At 39.7% G+C, this 16,958-nt stretch carries 18 protein-coding genes; 7 read left to right on the forward strand and 11 right to left on the reverse strand.

Annotated features, from left to right (window positions below; genetic code table 11):
• Positions 1-179 precede the first annotated feature (179 nt).
• The 4 genes from fadE to purM form a co-directional block, all read right to left on the reverse strand.
• On the reverse strand, positions 180-2,651 hold the full coding sequence (gene fadE, locus ACVCDT_RS05090; protein ID WP_447131683.1) for an acyl-CoA dehydrogenase FadE: 2,472 nt from the start codon (positions 2,649-2,651) through the stop codon (positions 180-182).
• A gap of 180 nt (positions 2,652-2,831) precedes the next feature.
• Positions 2,832-3,578, reverse strand: coding sequence for a DUF3108 domain-containing protein (locus ACVCDT_RS05095; RefSeq protein ID WP_447132015.1), 747 nt, complete (start codon positions 3,576-3,578; stop codon positions 2,832-2,834).
• Entirely contained in the window at positions 3,565-4,209 is a 645-nt protein-coding gene (purN, locus tag ACVCDT_RS05100) for a phosphoribosylglycinamide formyltransferase (protein WP_447131684.1), read from the reverse strand. The genes ACVCDT_RS05095 and purN overlap by 14 nt, the downstream gene beginning before the upstream one ends.
• A gap of 12 nt (positions 4,210-4,221) precedes the next feature.
• Positions 4,222-5,259 carry a phosphoribosylformylglycinamidine cyclo-ligase gene (gene purM, locus ACVCDT_RS05105; RefSeq protein ID WP_447131685.1) on the reverse strand — a complete coding sequence of 346 codons (1,038 nt, stop codon included), beginning with the start codon at positions 5,257-5,259 and terminating at the stop codon, positions 4,222-4,224.
• Positions 5,260-5,496: 237 nt separating this feature from the next.
• On the opposite strand from purM, the gene ACVCDT_RS05110 reads away from it, so the two are divergent.
• Positions 5,497-6,549 (forward strand): DUF2066 domain-containing protein, encoded by a 1,053-nt coding sequence (locus ACVCDT_RS05110; RefSeq protein WP_447131686.1) that lies wholly within the window; start codon positions 5,497-5,499, stop codon positions 6,547-6,549.
• Positions 6,537-7,268: a DnaA regulatory inactivator Hda gene (gene hda, locus ACVCDT_RS05115; RefSeq protein ID WP_447131687.1), complete on the forward strand. Its 732-nt coding sequence runs from the start codon at positions 6,537-6,539 to the stop codon at positions 7,266-7,268. The genes ACVCDT_RS05110 and hda overlap by 13 nt, the downstream gene beginning before the upstream one ends.
• On the opposite strand, the gene ACVCDT_RS05120 is transcribed toward hda, so the two are convergent.
• From ACVCDT_RS05120 to arsC, 3 genes are read right to left on the reverse strand one after another with little or no spacing between them, the layout of a single operon-like run.
• Positions 7,269-7,703 carry a DUF2069 domain-containing protein gene (locus ACVCDT_RS05120; RefSeq protein WP_447131688.1) on the reverse strand — a complete coding sequence of 145 codons (435 nt, stop codon included), beginning with the start codon at positions 7,701-7,703 and terminating at the stop codon, positions 7,269-7,271.
• Position 7,704: 1 nt separating this feature from the next.
• On the reverse strand, positions 7,705-8,298 hold the full coding sequence (gene wrbA / locus ACVCDT_RS05125) for an NAD(P)H:quinone oxidoreductase (RefSeq protein ID WP_447131689.1): 594 nt from the start codon (positions 8,296-8,298) through the stop codon (positions 7,705-7,707).
• Complete coding sequence (arsC, locus tag ACVCDT_RS05130; protein ID WP_447131690.1) at positions 8,295-8,648, reverse strand: arsenate reductase (glutaredoxin); 354 nt, start codon at positions 8,646-8,648, stop codon at positions 8,295-8,297. The genes wrbA and arsC overlap by 4 nt, the downstream gene beginning before the upstream one ends.
• A 100-nt stretch (positions 8,649-8,748) precedes the next feature.
• Between arsC and ACVCDT_RS05135 the strand changes: the two genes are divergently transcribed.
• The gene (locus ACVCDT_RS05135) at positions 8,749-9,216 is read left to right on the forward strand and encodes a TlpA family protein disulfide reductase (protein WP_447131691.1); all 468 of its coding nucleotides are present in this window, start codon (positions 8,749-8,751) and stop codon (positions 9,214-9,216) included.
• Here ACVCDT_RS05135 and bepA read toward each other — a convergent pair.
• Positions 9,202-10,650 carry a beta-barrel assembly-enhancing protease gene (gene bepA, locus ACVCDT_RS05140; protein ID WP_447131692.1) on the reverse strand — a complete coding sequence of 483 codons (1,449 nt, stop codon included), beginning with the start codon at positions 10,648-10,650 and terminating at the stop codon, positions 9,202-9,204. The genes ACVCDT_RS05135 and bepA overlap by 15 nt on opposite strands.
• Positions 10,651-10,754: 104 nt before the next feature.
• On the reverse strand, positions 10,755-11,330 hold the full coding sequence (locus ACVCDT_RS05145) for a hypothetical protein (protein WP_447131693.1): 576 nt from the start codon (positions 11,328-11,330) through the stop codon (positions 10,755-10,757).
• Between the two features lie 116 nt (positions 11,331-11,446).
• Between ACVCDT_RS05145 and ACVCDT_RS05150 the strand changes: the two genes are divergently transcribed.
• A complete protein-coding gene (locus ACVCDT_RS05150; RefSeq protein ID WP_447131694.1) occupies positions 11,447-12,514 on the forward strand; it encodes an AI-2E family transporter in 1,068 nt (355 codons plus the stop codon).
• A gap of 31 nt (positions 12,515-12,545) precedes the next feature.
• Here the strand turns inward: ACVCDT_RS05150 and bcp are convergent, their stop codons facing one another.
• Both bcp and ACVCDT_RS05160 read right to left on the reverse strand, forming a co-directional pair.
• A complete protein-coding gene (bcp, locus tag ACVCDT_RS05155) occupies positions 12,546-13,013 on the reverse strand; it encodes a thioredoxin-dependent thiol peroxidase (protein ID WP_447131695.1) in 468 nt (155 codons plus the stop codon).
• Positions 13,014-13,057: 44 nt separating this feature from the next.
• On the reverse strand, positions 13,058-13,591 hold the full coding sequence (locus tag ACVCDT_RS05160; RefSeq protein WP_447131696.1) for a glycine cleavage system transcriptional repressor: 534 nt from the start codon (positions 13,589-13,591) through the stop codon (positions 13,058-13,060).
• A 155-nt stretch (positions 13,592-13,746) separates the two neighbouring features.
• Between ACVCDT_RS05160 and dapA the strand changes: the two genes are divergently transcribed.
• The 3 genes from dapA to ACVCDT_RS05175 all read left to right on the forward strand — a co-directional run bounded on the left by dapA (position 13,747) and on the right by ACVCDT_RS05175 (position 16,929).
• Entirely contained in the window at positions 13,747-14,628 is an 882-nt protein-coding gene (dapA, locus tag ACVCDT_RS05165; RefSeq protein WP_447131697.1) for a 4-hydroxy-tetrahydrodipicolinate synthase, read from the forward strand.
• 9 nt (positions 14,629-14,637) lie between these two features.
• Positions 14,638-15,744 (forward strand): NlpB/DapX family lipoprotein, encoded by a 1,107-nt coding sequence (bamC, locus tag ACVCDT_RS05170; RefSeq protein ID WP_447131698.1) that lies wholly within the window; start codon positions 14,638-14,640, stop codon positions 15,742-15,744.
• Positions 15,745-15,825: 81 nt separating this feature from the next.
• A complete protein-coding gene (locus tag ACVCDT_RS05175) occupies positions 15,826-16,929 on the forward strand; it encodes a phosphoribosylaminoimidazolesuccinocarboxamide synthase (protein ID WP_447131699.1) in 1,104 nt (367 codons plus the stop codon).
• Positions 16,930-16,958: the final 29 nt, after the last annotated feature.

Consider the following 16,958-nt stretch of genomic DNA (forward strand, 5'->3'; position numbering starts at 1 on the left):
AATTTGCCTTGAACTGACGTTGAATTGTTTTGAAAGCAGACGCGAACCTTTGGTGTTGGCTTGCGTTGCTACTTCTAGTTTGAACTCTCTACTGTATGCAGACATAAAACCCCCAGTAATTGGTATGTCCAACTATTGGGGGTCACTTCATAAACAGGGCTTTTTTATTGCTGCTAGCTTTAAGCCGCTTTGGTGGCTTTAGGCTTACGTTTGGCTTTAGCTTTGGGCTTTTCAACTTGTTGCACTAATTCACTGTGTGCAAAGTCATCTACATTGATGGCTCTTAATCGGCCCTTTTCGGCTTCAATCAAAATATCAGCCTGGGCTTGATCTAATACACCTAGCTCAATACCTTTAGCCGCCACTTCATTAAGCTGAGTGAAAGGCAGGTATTCTTTTGCTGCTTTACAAACCTTGTTATACAAAGGCTCGGCAGCAATGATTTGTTTAAGAGTTAGTTCAAGATCGCCCATCAAACTATCTCCATCGGTAGGAATAAATTGCCCTTCTCCTAGACGGCTACGAGCTTCAGACGGCGTTTGTAATATATGCGCGACTTGATGTTCTAATTCATCTGAAGGCTTTTTATAGGCCTTACCTAACGGCATGATCACCAATTTTAGACTTTTACCCAAAAGCTTGTTAGGGAAGTTATCTAATAAGTTTTCTAAGGCTTCTTCTAATTTATACAAACAATCTTGCATAGCCCAATGTACAAAAGGTAAATCTACCGTTTTGCGTCCTTCATCATCAAAGCGTTTTAGCACACAAGAGGCTAAATATAAGTAGCTAAGTAGGTCGCCTAAACGGGCCGAAATTCTTTCTCGGCGTTTTAACTCACCACCTAAAACCGCCATAGACACATCAGAAAGAAAGGCTAAATTAGCGCTATACCTTTGCATAGAGCGGTAGTATTGCGCAGTTTCATCAGTAAAAGGCGCATTGGTTAAACGTGCACCTGTGCAGGAAAACCATAAGCTTCTAAAAAAGTTACTTACGGCAAAACCAATGTGTCCAAAGACTGCTTGATCAAATTGCTCTAGCCCTTGTTCTTGATCAGGGTGACTGGCTGCCAATAGTTCTGATAACACATAAGGGTGGCAACGCATGGCGCCTTGACCGTATATCATCATATTACGGGTTAAAATATTTGCACCTTCAACCGTAATGGCAATGGGGGCCCCTTGATAGGCTCGACCTAAATAATTATTTGGCCCCAACATTATGCCTTTACCCCCATGCACGTCCATTGAGTCGCTAATAATTTCGCGCATTTTTTCGGTGAGATGATATTTACATATAGCTGAAATAACCGAAGGTTTTTCCCCTAAATCAACGCCTTTAGTAGAAAATGAGGTAACTGCGTCCATCAAGTAAGCATTGCCACCAATTCGGGCCAGCATTTCTTCAATGCCTTCCATTTTGCCTATGGGCATTTTAAATTGCCGACGAATTCTTGCATAGGCACCTGTGGCTAGGGCAATACTCTTGGCTCCACCTGCAGAAGTTGAAGGTAGAGTAATGACTCGCCCAACTGACAAACATTCAACTAACATGCGCCAGCCTTGACCAATCATAGTTTCACCACCAATGATGAAGTCTAATGGCACAAAAATATCTTTGCCTCGAATGGGACCATTTTGAAAAGGCACATTAAGTGGGAAGTGGCGGTTGCCAATTTCTAGACCTTCAGTATCTCGTGGTAAAAGTGCACAAGTAATGCCTAATTCTTGTTCTTCACCCAATAATCCTTCAGGATCGTACATTTTAAATGCTAAACCAATAACAGTAGCAACAGGCGCTAAGGTAATATAACGCTTATCAAAAGTTAGGCGCATGCCTATCACTTCTTCACCTTGCCATTGGCCTTTACAAACAATACCGGTGTCGGGTAATGAACCTGCATCAGAGCCTGCTTCTGGTCCTGTTAGGGCAAAACAAGGAATTTCATCACCTACAGCCAGCCTAGGCAAATAATGTTTTTGTTGTTCGGGGGTACCATAATGTTGCAGTAGTTCCCCTGGACCTAATGAGTTAGGCACCCCTACAGTGGTAGACAAAACTGCACTTACGCTAGACAGCTTTTGTAATACGCGAGATTGGGCATAGGCAGAAAAGTCTAAGCCGCCATATTCTTTTTTAATGATCATGGCAAAAAATTTATTATCTTTTAAGTATTGCCATACTTCTTTGCTTAAGTCAGCGTTTTTGTGTGTGACCTCCCAGTCGTCACACATTTTGCAAACTTCTTCAACTGGCCCGTCTAAAAACGCTTGTTCTTCTGCACTTAATCGAGCTTTAGGAATATTGTGTAAGGTTTGCCAATTAGGGTTGCCACTAAAAATTTCGCCATCCCACCAGACTGTACCGGCATCAATGGCTTCTTTTTCGGTGCTAGACATTTCTGGCATTATGGCTTTAAACATTTTAAGCATAGGTTCGCTTAAATACTGTTTACGAATAGATTCTATATTTAATGGCAGGGCCACGACTAAAAATAGCAACCAAGTTAATTCACCCACTATGTCTAAGATGCTGCCTATTACCAGTAAACAAAACATCGCCACAGTGGCATTAAATAATTTCATTCTAAAATAACTAACGGCGCCTAAAGCCGCAAATAGATAAATACACCAAATTAAAACTTGCATATGTACTCCGGTTACTAGAGGTCTGACCACGCTCTTAACAGTATAAGCTTGCCTCGAAAAAAGCAAGGGTATCAACTGTTTTAGTGGTGAATTTTGTTGCCTTAATTCAGAGGCTTATCTTAATAAATGGGTTGATAAGCAATACTGATAATTACCCATCAAGTATAGAAGAGATGTTTTTTATTGAGTGACTTTTTGTTTTTTACTTGTGTCGCCAAGGGTAAATTTACGTAGTCTTAACTCACCTTGTTCATCACCGTCTTTATATTGTTTTAGTTTAACTAATTGGTAATTTAGGCTAGGAGAAAACCAAACTAGGGTTTCGCGCGAGGAGTTGTTACGAATGATTTTAACTTTTATGGCTTCAACTAAACCATAGGGTAGGTCAAGCTGCTCTTTACCTACAACTTCTAGGTCGTAGTGGCGTAACTCGCCTCTATTATTAATAATATCGTAACTAAAGGTCTTTTTGCCGCTGGCTAATTTTAGTTGAATATCTAACCGATAAAGTTGATTGTCTAGCTGTCCTGCCCAATTAATGGGTTGACCCTGATTAATAATAATTTGTGAATTGTTAGCATCAAATTCAATTTTTGTGCTTTTGTCTGAGCCTGTTCCACTGCGGCTATAAGCATAGGTTTGTGGCTGAAGTTGATTTTTCTGAAGGGTAAAAATACTGGTTTCAGAGCGAATGTCAGATAAGAAAAACGCCGAGACTTTAGAGTAATAGTCTAACCTGTACTGGTTGTTTTGCTCAGGCTGTAAACTTAATTTAGCTTGGCCTAAGCTTCGTCCAAATCGATAAAAAATGTATTCGGCATCAAATGCGGTTAATTGCATAGAATCGGCTAAAGCTTTATTGGGGTTTGCCCAAGCTAAGCTTAGAAATAGTACTGCTGATAAAACTACTGATTTAACCAAAAGCATAACCTTTATCATTTAATATCTCGTCATCTAATACCGCTTTGTTTTGTACCATCTTTAGACGGTCTTCACAAAACCATTTTATCACTAAGGGATACATTTGACGTTCTTGTTGTTGCACTCGCTCAATCAGTTCGTCTACTTCTTGGTCGGCAAAAATTGGCACTTTGGACTGCAAAATCACCGGACCACCATCTAATTCAGGGGTGACAAAATGAACCGACGCCCCATGCTCAGTATCGCCTGCTGCTATGGCTCTATTGTGGGTATCTAAGCCTTTATATTTGGGCAATAGCGATGGATGAATGTTTAGTACTTTTCCTAAATAATGGCTTACAAATTGTGGGGTAAGGATCCGCATGAAACCCGCTAACACTATTAAATCTGGACTAAATTCGTCAATTTTAGCCATCAGCTGTGCATCATATTCATCACGACTAGCTGTTAGCTTATGATCTAGCACTATCGCAGGTATGCCTGCATTTTTAGCGCGCTCTAGTCCGTAAGCATTTGGATTATTCGCAATAACAGCGCGGATCTCACCCTGAATTTTACCCTGCTTTATCTGGTCGATAATGGCTTGAAGATTCGAGCCATTACCAGATACCAGTACCACTATGGATTTTGTTAACACTGGCTGAGTCACTTATTTGATCTCAACTTGTTGCTCTGTGTCACTGGTTTCAATGTGACCAATTTTCCAGGCGGTTTCACCAAGTTCATTTAGAATTTTCACCGCTTGTTCTGCTTTCTCATGGGGTAGGGCAATGATAAGACCCACACCACAGTTAAAAGTTCGGTACATTTCGTGCGTTGTGACATTGCCGTTTTCTTGTAGCCAATTAAAAATAGCTGGCCATTGCCAACTTGACCCATCTATCACGGCTTTAGTATTAGCAGGCAATACTCTGGGGATGTTTTCCCAAAATCCGCCGCCAGTAATGTGCGAAATGGCATGAACTTCAATTTGCTCTAATAGTTGTAAAACAGATTTAACATAGATACGCGTGGGTTCGAGTAGGTAATCAGCTAAGGTTTTGCCTTCAAAAGCTTGGGTCGGATCGCTATTTGATACTTCAATGATTTTTCGGATCAATGAAAATCCATTGGAATGAGGACCGGAAGAAGCTAACGCAATTAAGGTATCACCAGGCGCTACTTTAGAACCATCTATTACGTCATCAGCTTCTACTACACCAACACAAAAGCCTGCCACGTCGTAATCTTCACCATGATACATGCCTGGCATTTCAGCCGTTTCACCGCCAATTAAGGCACAACCCGATAATTCACAACCTTTGCCAATTCCAGTAACCACTTCTGTGGCTGTGTCTACATTGAGTTTTCCAGTAGCGTAATAGTCGAGGAAAAACAGCGGCTCAGCCCCTTGAACAATAAGATCGTTTACGCACATAGCCACTAAATCTATGCCTATGCCATCGTGTTTTTTAAGATCCATGGCCAGTCTAAGTTTGGTACCTACACCATCAGTACCAGATACTAATAAAGGTTTTTTGTATTTTTCAGGTAAAGAGCACAGGGCACCAAATCCGCCTAACCCGCCTTTTACTTCTGGTCGGTGGGTTTTTTTAGTGACCGATTTAATTCTTTCAACTAACTGGTTTCCTGCGTCTATATCAACCCCAGCGTCTTTGTAACTTAATGATGAATTTTTATCGCTCACGAACTTTCCTCAAGATGGCCGCAAAAAAGAGCGACGATTTTAACAGCTTGATGCGCTATTACCAACGAGAGTTAACGACTTTTATAGAATTACAAACAATTGATGAATTTTGTCGGTAAATAAAAGACAATAGAGATTAATTGTTCTGAGGTTAAATTTTTAAAAGGAGAATGGATCCCAATGCCATTCATGCGTTTGATTGTGGTTAAGCTATGCATTTTTCTTTGCTTAAGTTGTATGTCTAGTGTGCAAGCGTCCATTATTGATGATCTCTATCAAGCTAAAATTGCGGTAGAAGATCAATCAGAGCGAACTCAGCAACAGGCTTTTTCTGTAGCACTCAGAGCTGTGTTAGTTAAAGTGAGAGGCAACCCAGACCTGCTAAAGCATGCGGATATTAAACGCATGATAAATAATCCAAAGCCATATGTACGTTCATATCGATATGATATTGAAGCAGCACAATTATTTGTGGTGATAAATTTTGATCAGACTAGGGTCGATGCCGCGATTCGTGATGCAAACTTTCCTATTTGGGATAAACGTCGTCCCGACACTTTAGTGTGGATGGCGATACAACCAAGTATGCAAGACAATAAAAAAATCGCACGGGTGGCAGATTATGCCGAAATTTATCAGCAATTTAGTGATGTCGCTAAAACCCGAGGCATTCGACTTATCTTTCCTCTTTGGGACATTGACGATCTTCAAAATTTAGATGTATATGATATTTGGGGAGAATTTAGTCGCCCCATCAAACTAGCAAGCGAAAGATATGATGTGAGCTCTATTTTATCTCTTAGGGTATATCCTAGCCAAGCATCAATAACAAACACTGAAGAAGGGCAAACCAGCAGCGTTGCGTTACCCGAGTGGACAGCTGATTGGACTATGTTTGAAGCATCTAGTATTTTGTCTGGCAAAATTCAGCAACAAAGCTTATTAGCTTTAGCGAAAATTATGGTTGATATCTTGGCCGACCAATTGGCGGCAAAATATGCCATAGATCTAGATCAAAACAATCAAAATAGACAAAAAGTAGAAATAGTGATTAACAATATAAACTCGTTAACTCTGTATCAACAGGCGTTAACCATGTTAGAAAATCTAAGTGTGGTCACTAGTGCAACTTTAGTTAAGCAACAGGGTAACCAGGCTATTTTCGCGCTAGATTTGTTAGGTGAGGTTGAAAATTTGCAAAACGCTTTAAGTTTAGATAATCAAATTAAACCTGTAGTGGATGATTTTGGACAACCTATTGGGGAGTTGCAGTTCTTTTGGGTCAAGTAAGTAGTCAGCTGTCTTTACCCGTTGCACTAAAAGAAACGGGTTCATTTAGTAGTTTTATTGCGGGTCAAAATGCACAAGCGCTTAACCATGTAAAAAACTTATTAAATAGCCAGCCATCACAGCGTAAACATAACTGGTTAACTTACCTTTTTGCCGAGCAGGGATTAGGTAAAAGTCATTTATTGTATGCCGCCTGCCAACAAGCTCAAAATAATGGGCAAATTTGCGTGTATTTAAGTTTCAATGAAAAAAGTAATCTAACTCCAGAGGTACTGCAAGGGCTGGAGCATTATCCGTTAATTTGCTTAGATGATATTCAACATTTAACTGGCGAGCCAGAATGGCAAGTGGCGGTTTTTGATTTAATAAACCGAGTCAAAGAACATGACACCAGTTGCTTAGTGATAACAGGCAATCAACCGCCAGCCAAGCTAAATCTAGAATTAGCAGACCTAGTGTCGAGATTGTTATGGGGAACAAACTTTCAGTTGCACTCATTAACAGATGAACAAAGACAGCAAGCCTTAATTGTTAAAGCTCAGCACAGAGGGCTACATATGCCCAAAGAAGTAGCTAAATACTTAGTTAATCATTGGCGCAGAGACATGCCAGCCTTAATAGCGTCATTAGATATTTTAGATGAGCAATCTTTACAACAGCAAAGAAAGCTCACCATTCCCTTTGTTAAATCAATTTTAGGCAACGATACGCCAAGCTGATTAGTTGTCTGATTGGCCTTTAGCTCCTTCAAAGGCCTGTTTTTCGGCGAGCAGTTCGTCTTTTAATTTTCCTACTCCTAAACCTAACTCACGACCTCTAAGACGAGCATAAAAACTACAGCCAGTGAACAACATACAACAAAGTATGATTTCAACCAGTGCAAATAACCTTTCACCTTCAACCGCATAAACAGCTGTTAATCCATGTAACAAGTAATACATGACAATAAAATTGGTCCACGCATAGGTATAGGGTTTGCCTTGGAATAAACCTTTTATTGGCAATAATATTGGCAGTACCCAAAACAATAAGGTAAATAGGGTAGAGGTTGGTTTATCTGGGGTAAGTAAAAAGTGCCAAACTAGTAGCCATAAGATCAATAAAACATAACTCACCAAGCTAAGTTTCTTAAAAAATACCGTATTAAAAGTCATATTAATTACTCAGTTTTTTGGCTAAATCAGCCAAACGTTTGCCTTGTTCTATGGCTAATTGAAATTCTGCTTCACTTAATTTACCGGCGCTTACTTTGCTGGCTAAATGGCTTACCCCATAAGGTGTACCACCTGTGGTAGTGGTATGCAGTTGAGGATTTGAATAGGGCAATCCAGAGATCAGCATGCCATGATGTAGTAGCGGCAGCATCATGGATAACAAAGTACTTTCTTGACCACCATGCATACTAGAGGTTGAAGTAAACACACAAGCTGGTTTGTTTTCTAAAGCGCCGGCTAACCATTGAGCGCTAGTGGTATCTAAGAAATATTTAAGCGGGGCGGCCATGTTGCCAAAACGAGTAGGACTGCCCAATGCTAAGCCGCTGCAATCGGCTAAATCTTCTAGGCTTACGTACGGATCGCCTGTGGCTGGTACAGCCGCTTGAGACTGAGAAATATTGTCACTCACTTCTGGCACTGTGCGTAGTTTGGCTTCTAAGCCAGCTTGTTCTACTCCCATTGCTATGGCATTGGCTAACTTTTGCGTACCACCATGTTTACTGTAATATAAAATCAGTACAGCTTGGCTCATAAAATATCCAAAACTGCTTCAGGAGGACGGCCAATAGCGGCTTTTCCGTTGGCTAACACTATAGGTCTTTCAATCAGTTTTGGAGTGTTTAACATAGCTTCAATTAAGGCTTGTTCCGATAAGCTTGGGTCAGCCAAATTTTGCTCTTTATATTCGCTTTCACCTTTTCTCATTAAATCACGAGGCGAGCTTAAACCTAACTGAGTGATGATGGCACGCAGTTGAGCTTCATCTGGGGGAGTGGTTAAATATAAAGACACTTGAGGCTCAATTCCACGCTCATTCAGTAAGGCTAAGGTTTGACGGCTTTTAGAGCATCTTGGGTTGTGTAAAATGGTTATATCTGACATAAGGTTGACTTCACTTTTACTCGGTTTAATTTAATTTTACCTGTATTCTACCGACAATTAAAATTGTTATGAAACTAAGCGTTAAAAGGAGCGGTTTATTTTGCAAAAGTTGTGGATTTTTGTTCTTGCTGTAGTAGCTATTTTAGCCGGTGTGTTTGTGCATCAAAGCCTAAGTAGTGATTTTAAAACCCTAGATGAGCAACAGCTTAATTGGCAAAATAAACAACAAAAGTGGACAGTGGTGAACTATTTTGCAGAATGGTGTGCCCCTTGTCTTCGCGAAATTCCAGAGTTAAACCATTTCTACCAGCAGCATAAACAACAGGTTGAAGTGTTTGCGGTTAATTTTGATAAGTTACCTAAGCCTAAGTTAGTTGAGCTACAACAAAAGTACCAAATTGCTTTTCCTATTATCACTGAGTTTGACTCTATGCCTTGGCAACAACCCCCAGCTACTTTACCCACTACTTATATTTTAAATCCGCAAGGGCAGGTGATAAAGCAGTTAAAAGGTGAACTCAGTGCCGACAAATTATACCTGACATTGCAGCAATTAAAGAGTTTGTAATCTTTCTTGCGCGGTTCTAAATTGTTCAATTCGGGCTCTAATCCGTTGCTTTTCGATTTTGCGATCATTGGCAAAATTATAAGCCGTATGTAACTCATCAATCGCTCTGGGGTAGGCCGCCACTAAGGCATAAATTTCAGCTTTTACCTGATGCATTTCTAACGACTGTTGACTGTTTCTATACGCATCAGACAACAACTGATAGGCCAGCATGTTCTCTGGATTAACTAGCAAATAATCTTTTAATAATGCAATGGCTCGCTCTATTTGATTATTTTTAATTAAAATATTGGCCAAATTTAAGGTTAACACTGGGTTATGAGGGGTATGCACTATGTGAGCAGATAACCTTTCAATAGCTTGTTGTGCTTGATCGATTTGCATTGCAATGTCTGTGTAAAGATCTAGATAAAATAAATTATCTGGATCTCTGGCTAAAAGTTTCTGAATGATAGTGTTTGCCGCTTGATAGGCTTCGTTTTCAAAATGTGAAATCGCCAAACCGTATTCAGCCGCTTGTTTAAACACATAACTTTGGTTGTCTAACTGCGCACTAAAATAGGCAATGTTATTCTTAGGGTTTCCATAATATCTGGCCGTTACCCGGGCTTTAGCTAGATGAAAAGGTAAACTCTCTGGAATGTTTCTTACTGCATAAGTAGCGGCTCTGGTGCGCGCGTCGGCTACCCGAGATTCAGGCAAGGGGTGAGTTAATAAAAAAGCCATTGGGCTAGATTTAAGACGACTTTTTTCTGTTAAGGTCGAAAAAAAGCTACTGGCGCCATTTGGGTCAAATCCTGCTTGAGCTAATATGCTTATCCCTACACGATCAGCTTCTTTTTCGTTTTGTCTAGTGTAATTGATAGAAGACTGGGCTGAAGCTGCATTGGTAACTGAAATTGCCGCCATACCCGCTTCAGGGTTTGCTACAGCTAACAATATGCCACCCAATAAACTGGCAATTTGTAAAGGTGAAGATTTTTGTTGAGCTTCTATGCGTCTGGCTATGTGTCTTTGTGTCACGTGGCTAATTTCGTGAGCTAAAACAGAGGCTAACTCAGATTCATTTTTAGCGTTTAATATGAGACCAGTGTGAATACCAATATGCCCACCAAAAAACGCAAAGGCGTTAATTTCAGAATTGTTAATGATAAAAAATTTATACGGAAACTTAACATTATCTGCTTGGGCAACTAAGCGGTTGCCAATATCTTGAATGTATTCGTCTAACAAGGGATCGTTTACTAGTGGCGCTTGGCCTCGCATTTGACGCATAAAGGCGTCACCAATAATCACTTCTTTATCTAGGGTAATGGCACTAGAGGCAACCACCCCAATTTCTGGTAAATCGTTTTTTTTATTCGCCGCACTGATCCACTGAGGAATAGCTAAGGTTAAGATTAAAATGCATGTGCGTATTAAAGCTTTATTCATTATTTGGGTGTTTCTTTTTAGGTCATTTTGCAAAAAAATTAGCGGTTCAACACTGGGTGTTTAGTATTGAGCGCGACTCATAGCATTAGTTCAATTGAAGCCAGTTAACCCATTTGATTTTGGGGTATTTGCTGTTGAATGTCTGTCGCCACTTTTTGTATAGATAAACCACGGATTTCCACTACCTCTAATCTTTGTTCTATTAATTCAATAGTTTGCTGTATAAGCATGTGGGCATATTTTAATAATGCTAGATCTGCGTCATCGGGGCAACGAATATAAAGTTCAATAAGTTCACTTAATTTAGGGATCCTAACTATAGGACCTATGCTAGCAGGATTAAATTCCTTAAAACCTGATTTAGGGTGGTAATCTTTTACCATAGCTTGAATTTCATGGTTTATAAGCGGAAAACAATGTAAATCAAAAGCATAAGGAGTGATTTGTTGCACCAATACAACCTGAGGTTTGCCATTAATACAATTTTTTAATTGCCAATTCTGTGGGTTTAATAGGTAAGTAATATTATTGGCAAAACCATCGGTAAAGGTGCCTTCTAATTCCTTTAATTTGTTTGCAACTATATTAAAGTCATCAGGAACTTGGCCTAGTGTTAGGGTTTTCTTTAGTTGAATAATGGATTTTACATCCATATATTCTATTGACCAATTTTGTTGCAAAAAATTACCCCTTTGGTTAGTGCTGAGCGTTATATTAACCTATCGCTTATGCGATAATGAAGCTTTAAAGCACAGACTCTTTTTCTGAGCACAGCTAAATAGAACAAGGAATATTCATGTTAAACGTTTTTGAACGTTGGTATAAGCGCAAGTTTTCCGATCCGGATTCGTTAATGCTACTGCTGCTTATATTGTTTAGTTTTATATTGTTGGCGATGTGGGGCAAAATTTTAATGCCTGTACTAGTGGCGGCAGTCATAGCTTATTTGTTGGACTGGCCTGTATCGCAATTATCAAACCGTGGGTTTTCTAGAGCCGCCAGCACTGCGTTAGTATTATTTGGCTTTATCAGTATCTCAATATTCACATTTGTTGGTGTGGTGCCAGTCGTTGCGCAGCAAAGTATCAATCTTATTAGAGAAATTCCACAAATATGGGATTCGGGGCAAGTATGGTTGCTTACCTTGCCAGAAAACTATCCCGATCTGATTCAATTAACCCAAATTCAAGATGTATTAGATAGCCTAAATCAAAGGGTAGTGGTGTTAGTTGAACAATTATTATCTGCATCTGTCAGTTCACTTGGCGGCATTGGTGCTTTACTGATCTATATGATACTGGTGCCGTTAATGGTGTTTTTTATGCTTAAAGATAAATCCATGTTAGTGGAAAACATCTCGGCATTGTTGCCCACAGAGCGCAGATTGATCAAACAAGTTGGCACTGAAATGAATGTACAAATAGCCAATTATATTCGCGGAAAAGTCATAGAAATAGTCATAGTGGGTACAGTTTCAGCGTTAACTTTTGCCTTTATGGATCTGCGTTATGCGCTGCTTCTAGGCGTCTTGGTAGGCTTTTCGGTATTAATTCCTTATATAGGTGCTGCAGTGGTCACTATACCTGTGGCGATAGTGGCGTTATTTCAATGGGGAGTCACACCAGAGTTTTGGTATCTATTGATAGCTTATGCAGTGATTCAAGCATTAGATGGAAACGTGTTGGTGCCTATATTGTTTTCAGAAGCAGTCAGCTTACATCCTGTATATATCATTATTGCCGTACTGTTTTTTGGTGGTTTATGGGGATTCTGGGGAGTGTTTTTTGCTATTCCATTAGCGACCTTGGTTAAAGCGGTCGCCAATGCGTGGTCGAACCCTGTTGATGTTCAAGAGCCAGCCTAAACCAGCCTTAGACTGGCTTAGGCAAAGCGGTTTAGGCATTAGTTAAATAATCTAACACTACTGTATGGTGGTCTTTGGTTTTAAATTTATCAAAGACCTTTTCGATATTGCCTTGTTCATCAATTAAAAAGCTAATTCTGTGAATACCGTCGTACTCTTTACCCATAAACTTTTTAGGTCCCCACACACCAAACTGGTCGGCTAGGGCATGATCTTCATCTGATAATAAAGTGAAATTGAGTTGCTCTTTTTCGATGAACTTAGGCAACCTTTTGACTGGATCAGGACTCACGCCAAACACTACTACATTGGCTTGGGTTAATGCATCCTGACTGTCTCTTAAATTTTGTGCTTGCACAGTGCAGCCTGGTGTCATGGCTTTGGGGTAAAAATACACTAATACTTTTTTACCTAAATAGTCAGATAAAGACACCGCTTGGTTATCTTGATCTGGCAAGGTGAATTTTGGCGCTGGATCGCCAGCTTGTAACATTTGCATGGTGATAAACCTTTTATGTTTAGAATAAATTTGGCTAGCAAAACCTAATGGTTTGGTTTAATCGTGCCTTGTAACTTTAACGGCTCGAGAAGTTTTTGTAAGGCGCTTTCAATTTCTGACACTTCTAATTGATGGGGTATCGAAATCACCATCTTACATTTCATTTGTTTTTGTTCGGTACTGTTTTCTTGCAGCTCTACAAACTTAAGCCTAAATGCGCTGACAGAAATGTGTCTTTGACTGAAAAATGCGGTGATTTGATCGATAGCACCAGGGGCACTTTTACCAACAATGATGACATCAGCTAGATGTTCAAGGTTTTGTTTACAATGTTGCTTAGTGCGTTTCATCATAGATAATAAATTATGTTTATGACAAGTTTGCGGTAATAAGCATTCTGCTTGGGCAATAGCACTTTGGCTGCCTTCAATAATCATGGTCAATGAAAAGTCCTGACCGTACACCGCTTGACGACTATCTAATATGTTGCAGCCCACGCCAGACACAGTGTCAGCTAAGGTGCTAAGCACGCCTAATTGGTCTTGACCTAATATTGTTACTATTAATTGTTGCGGCATTTTTAATCAAATTGCTTGGTTTAGAATAGATATGTATTACATGATAGCCGTAAGCAGGATTGAGTTTCAATTCTAATCCTTAAATAGCGTTATTCAGTGCTTGTTTTTAACAGGCCAGATCTTTACCATTAGGCGCTTATTTTTTGGGAGAAAGCATGTTTACTGGTAGTTATGTGGCGCTGATTACGCCAATGTATGAAAATGGACAAGTAGATTATTCTTCGTTAAAGAAACTTGTTGAGTTTCATATCGAAAATGGCTCAGACGGCATAGTGTCTGTTGGTACCACAGGTGAATCTGCTACCTTACCTTTTGAAGAGCATATTGAGGTGGTATCTAAAACCGTTGAATATGCCCAAGGTAAGATCCCAATTGTTGCTGGAAGTGGCGCTAACTCTACTGATGAAGCGATTTTCTTAAGTCAAGAAATGGCCGAAACAGGGATTAAGGGTTTTTTAAGTGTGGTGCCTTATTACAACAAACCTCAGCAAAAAGGCATGATAGCGCATTTTCATGCCGTAGCAGATGCCACAGATTTGCCGGTGATTTTATATAATGTACCAAGCAGAACTGTGGCTGATATGCTGCCTGAAACCGTTGCTGAATTGGCTAAACATCCCAAAATTGTTGGACTAAAAGACGCCACAGGTGATATTGAGCGTTTGCTTGAAACGCAAAAATTAGTTGGCCCTGACTTTTTAATGTTAAGTGGCGACGATCAAACTAGCTGTGAGTTTTTAGCAAAAGGTGGGCATGGAGTTATATCTGTTACTGCGAATATTGCGCCAAAACAGATGGCGGACATGTGCAAAGCTAGTCGAAACAAAGACTTTGCTTTAGCCAGTAAAATTAATCAGCAAATTGCTGAATTACACACAGGGTTATTTATTGAGCCTAATCCTGTGTTGCCTAAATGGGCTTTATTTAAAATGGGATTAACCAGTTCGGCTTTTCTACGATTACCTTTAGTTGAATCGGAACTTGCTAGTCAAAATTATATCGAACAAGTCATGCGCAGTTCTGGCGTATTATCTTAAGGAGATAGCATGACCCTAAAACTTCAATTCGTTGGCATAGCAATAGGTACTCTATTGGCGGCCTGTAGTTCAATAGAAGAAAGAGAATTAGCCAGTGGCTCGTTTAAATATGTTCAAGAGCAACCCGGGCAGAAAATTAAAATCCCAGAAGGGGTAGATACGCCAAAATTTAACGATGCGTACAAATTACCACAAATTAGCCCAGAGGCGCCAAAAGACAAAGTGGGCAAAAATTTAAGTGTGTTATCTCCTTCATTGGTATTACCTGTAGTGGCGGGTTCACATGTAGAAGAAGGGTCTAAAGCGCCTAAAGTATGGTTTGACCAAGTAGACGACAGTCAGCCTCTTGATACTGCAATCTGGAATTCTTTAATCCGTTTTCTAGAAAAAGAAGGCATTGGCATTCATGAGTTTGATAAAGACAACCAGCGTTTATTAACCGATTGGATCATGCAAGATGAAGCCAAAAGTAATAAGTGGTACACCATTAATAAGTCTGAACGCAAAGTAGGTCAACGTTTTGAATTTAGGCTAGATAAAAAACCACATGGTAGAACGGCTGGTTTAAGCGCTAAATTGGTAGATTATAAAGAAAAAGCCAGCGCTGACAGTCAAGAGATTACTCAAGCAAAAGACACTAGACGTAACGAAGTTGAATTTTTAAATCAAGTAGTCAAAAACTATGAGTTTGAATTAAAAGTGGCAGACGTAAAACGTTACCGCCAAATTCGTCAAGGTCTGCCTATGGAGCTAGGTTTTGACGCCGATGGTGAAGCAGCTTTTGTAGTCAAGGCTGACTATGATGTGACTTGGCCTAGATTATTATTAGTTTTACGTAAGTTAGGTTTTGATGTTAAAGATTACGACAAATCTAATGGTTTGTTATTTGTTAAGTATAATGGCGCCCAAGAAGGGTGGTGGAGTAGCTTATTCTCTAGCAGTGAAGATGCCCTTAAGTTAGATACTAAAGAATATCGAATTAAAGTAGCCTCGGCTGGTGAAAACACCTCAGTGACTCTTTTGAACGAAGAAAGCCAAGCATTTGCAGTAGATAAGTTAACAGATTTATTTGCTACATTTAGCCGCACTATGGCGGCAGACGACTTAGATATTTAATCCATTAAGACTTCTGTTTGTGTAGGCAAGCAGAAGTCGCCCTTTCTCTCGGCAAGTAGCACAGCAAGGAGTTGGCAAGGTATGTCAATTGCAGATTCAATTTTAGCAGTCAATAATGATTTACCCATTCGCAGTCACTTACCGGTTCATAGTGGTAAAGTTCGCTCAGTCTATTGGTTAACTGAACAAGATAGCCAAAGGCTGATCCAACAGAAAAATTATCCAGTACCAGCAGATACTCCTCTTGCCATAATGGTTATTAGCGATCGCATTTCTGCATTTGATTGTATTTGGCATGGCGAAGGGGGCCTAAACGGCGTACCTGGTAAAGGTGCTGCATTAAATGCTATTTCAAATCATTGGTTTAGCTTATTTAAACAACATGGTTTAGCTGACAGTCATATTTTAGATATTCCTCATCCTTTAGTGTGGATAGTACAAAAAGCCAAACCAGTGATGATAGAAGCTATCTGCCGTCAATACATCACAGGCTCTATGTGGCGAGCCTACCAAAACGGCGAGCGCAACTTTTGTGGCATTGAGTTAGAAGAAGGTTTAAAACAAGACGGTAAGTTATCTGAATTATTAATGACGCCTTCGACTAAAGGGATCCTTAAAGGCATACCCAATGTACCTGAAGCCGATGATGTAAACATAAGTCGTCAGGATATTGTTGAGCACTATAAGGCCTTTAATTTTTCGCATCCCGATGATGTGCAATATTACGAAAAGTTACTGCGTGAAGGTTTTAATCTGATCAGCCAAGCGTTAGACCAACAGGGGCAAATATTTGTCGATACTAAGTTTGAATTTGGTTACGTCAAAGATTTATCCGGCAATCAAAAACTCATTTATATGGATGAAGTGGGTACCCCTGACTCATCACGTATTTGGGATAAACAAGCTTATAAAGACGGGCAAGTAGTGGAAAATTCTAAAGAGAGTTTTCGTCAAATGTTGCTTAATTATTTTCCTGACCCAGATATTTTATTAAATAAAAATCGTATGCAAGAACGTTTGGCTTTAGCTGAAGATAATGCTCTGCCTGCTGAGGCATTTAAGCAATTATCTGATACCTATGTGTCTATAGCAGAAAAAATTACCGGGCAAAAAATATTCCTTAGCAAAGATCCAAAAGCTGAAATTATTGAGATTTTAACGGATCAATATCAGTTAGTTGATTAGAAAGTAAGAACCTTTGTATTAAGAAGCTA

The organism is Paraglaciecola aestuariivivens, assembly GCF_052983255.1.

Excerpts from the sequence above, each read along its gene's own strand:
- fadE (WP_447131683.1), bottom strand. The coding sequence starts at position 2,651 with ATGCAAGTTTTAATTTGGTGTATTTATCTATTTGCGGCTTTAGGCGCC.
- ACVCDT_RS05095 (WP_447132015.1), bottom strand. The coding sequence starts at position 3,578 with ATGCTTTTGGTTAAATCAGTAGTTTTATCAGCAGTACTATTTCTAAGC.
- ACVCDT_RS05110 (WP_447131686.1), top strand. The coding sequence starts at position 5,497 with ATGTCTAGTGTGCAAGCGTCCATTATTGATGATCTCTATCAAGCTAAA.
- ACVCDT_RS05120 (WP_447131688.1), bottom strand. The coding sequence starts at position 7,703 with ATGACTTTTAATACGGTATTTTTTAAGAAACTTAGCTTGGTGAGTTAT.
- wrbA (WP_447131689.1), bottom strand. The coding sequence starts at position 8,298 with ATGAGCCAAGCTGTACTGATTTTATATTACAGTAAACATGGTGGTACG.
- arsC (WP_447131690.1), bottom strand. The coding sequence starts at position 8,648 with ATGTCAGATATAACCATTTTACACAACCCAAGATGCTCTAAAAGCCGT.
- bepA (WP_447131692.1), bottom strand. The coding sequence starts at position 10,650 with ATGAATAAAGCTTTAATACGCACATGCATTTTAATCTTAACCTTAGCT.
- ACVCDT_RS05150 (WP_447131694.1), top strand. The coding sequence starts at position 11,447 with ATGTTAAACGTTTTTGAACGTTGGTATAAGCGCAAGTTTTCCGATCCG.
- bcp (WP_447131695.1), bottom strand. The coding sequence starts at position 13,013 with ATGCAAATGTTACAAGCTGGCGATCCAGCGCCAAAATTCACCTTGCCA.
- ACVCDT_RS05160 (WP_447131696.1), bottom strand. The coding sequence starts at position 13,591 with ATGCCGCAACAATTAATAGTAACAATATTAGGTCAAGACCAATTAGGC.
- dapA (WP_447131697.1), top strand. The coding sequence starts at position 13,747 with ATGTTTACTGGTAGTTATGTGGCGCTGATTACGCCAATGTATGAAAAT.
- bamC (WP_447131698.1), top strand. The coding sequence starts at position 14,638 with ATGACCCTAAAACTTCAATTCGTTGGCATAGCAATAGGTACTCTATTG.
- ACVCDT_RS05175 (WP_447131699.1), top strand. The coding sequence starts at position 15,826 with ATGTCAATTGCAGATTCAATTTTAGCAGTCAATAATGATTTACCCATT.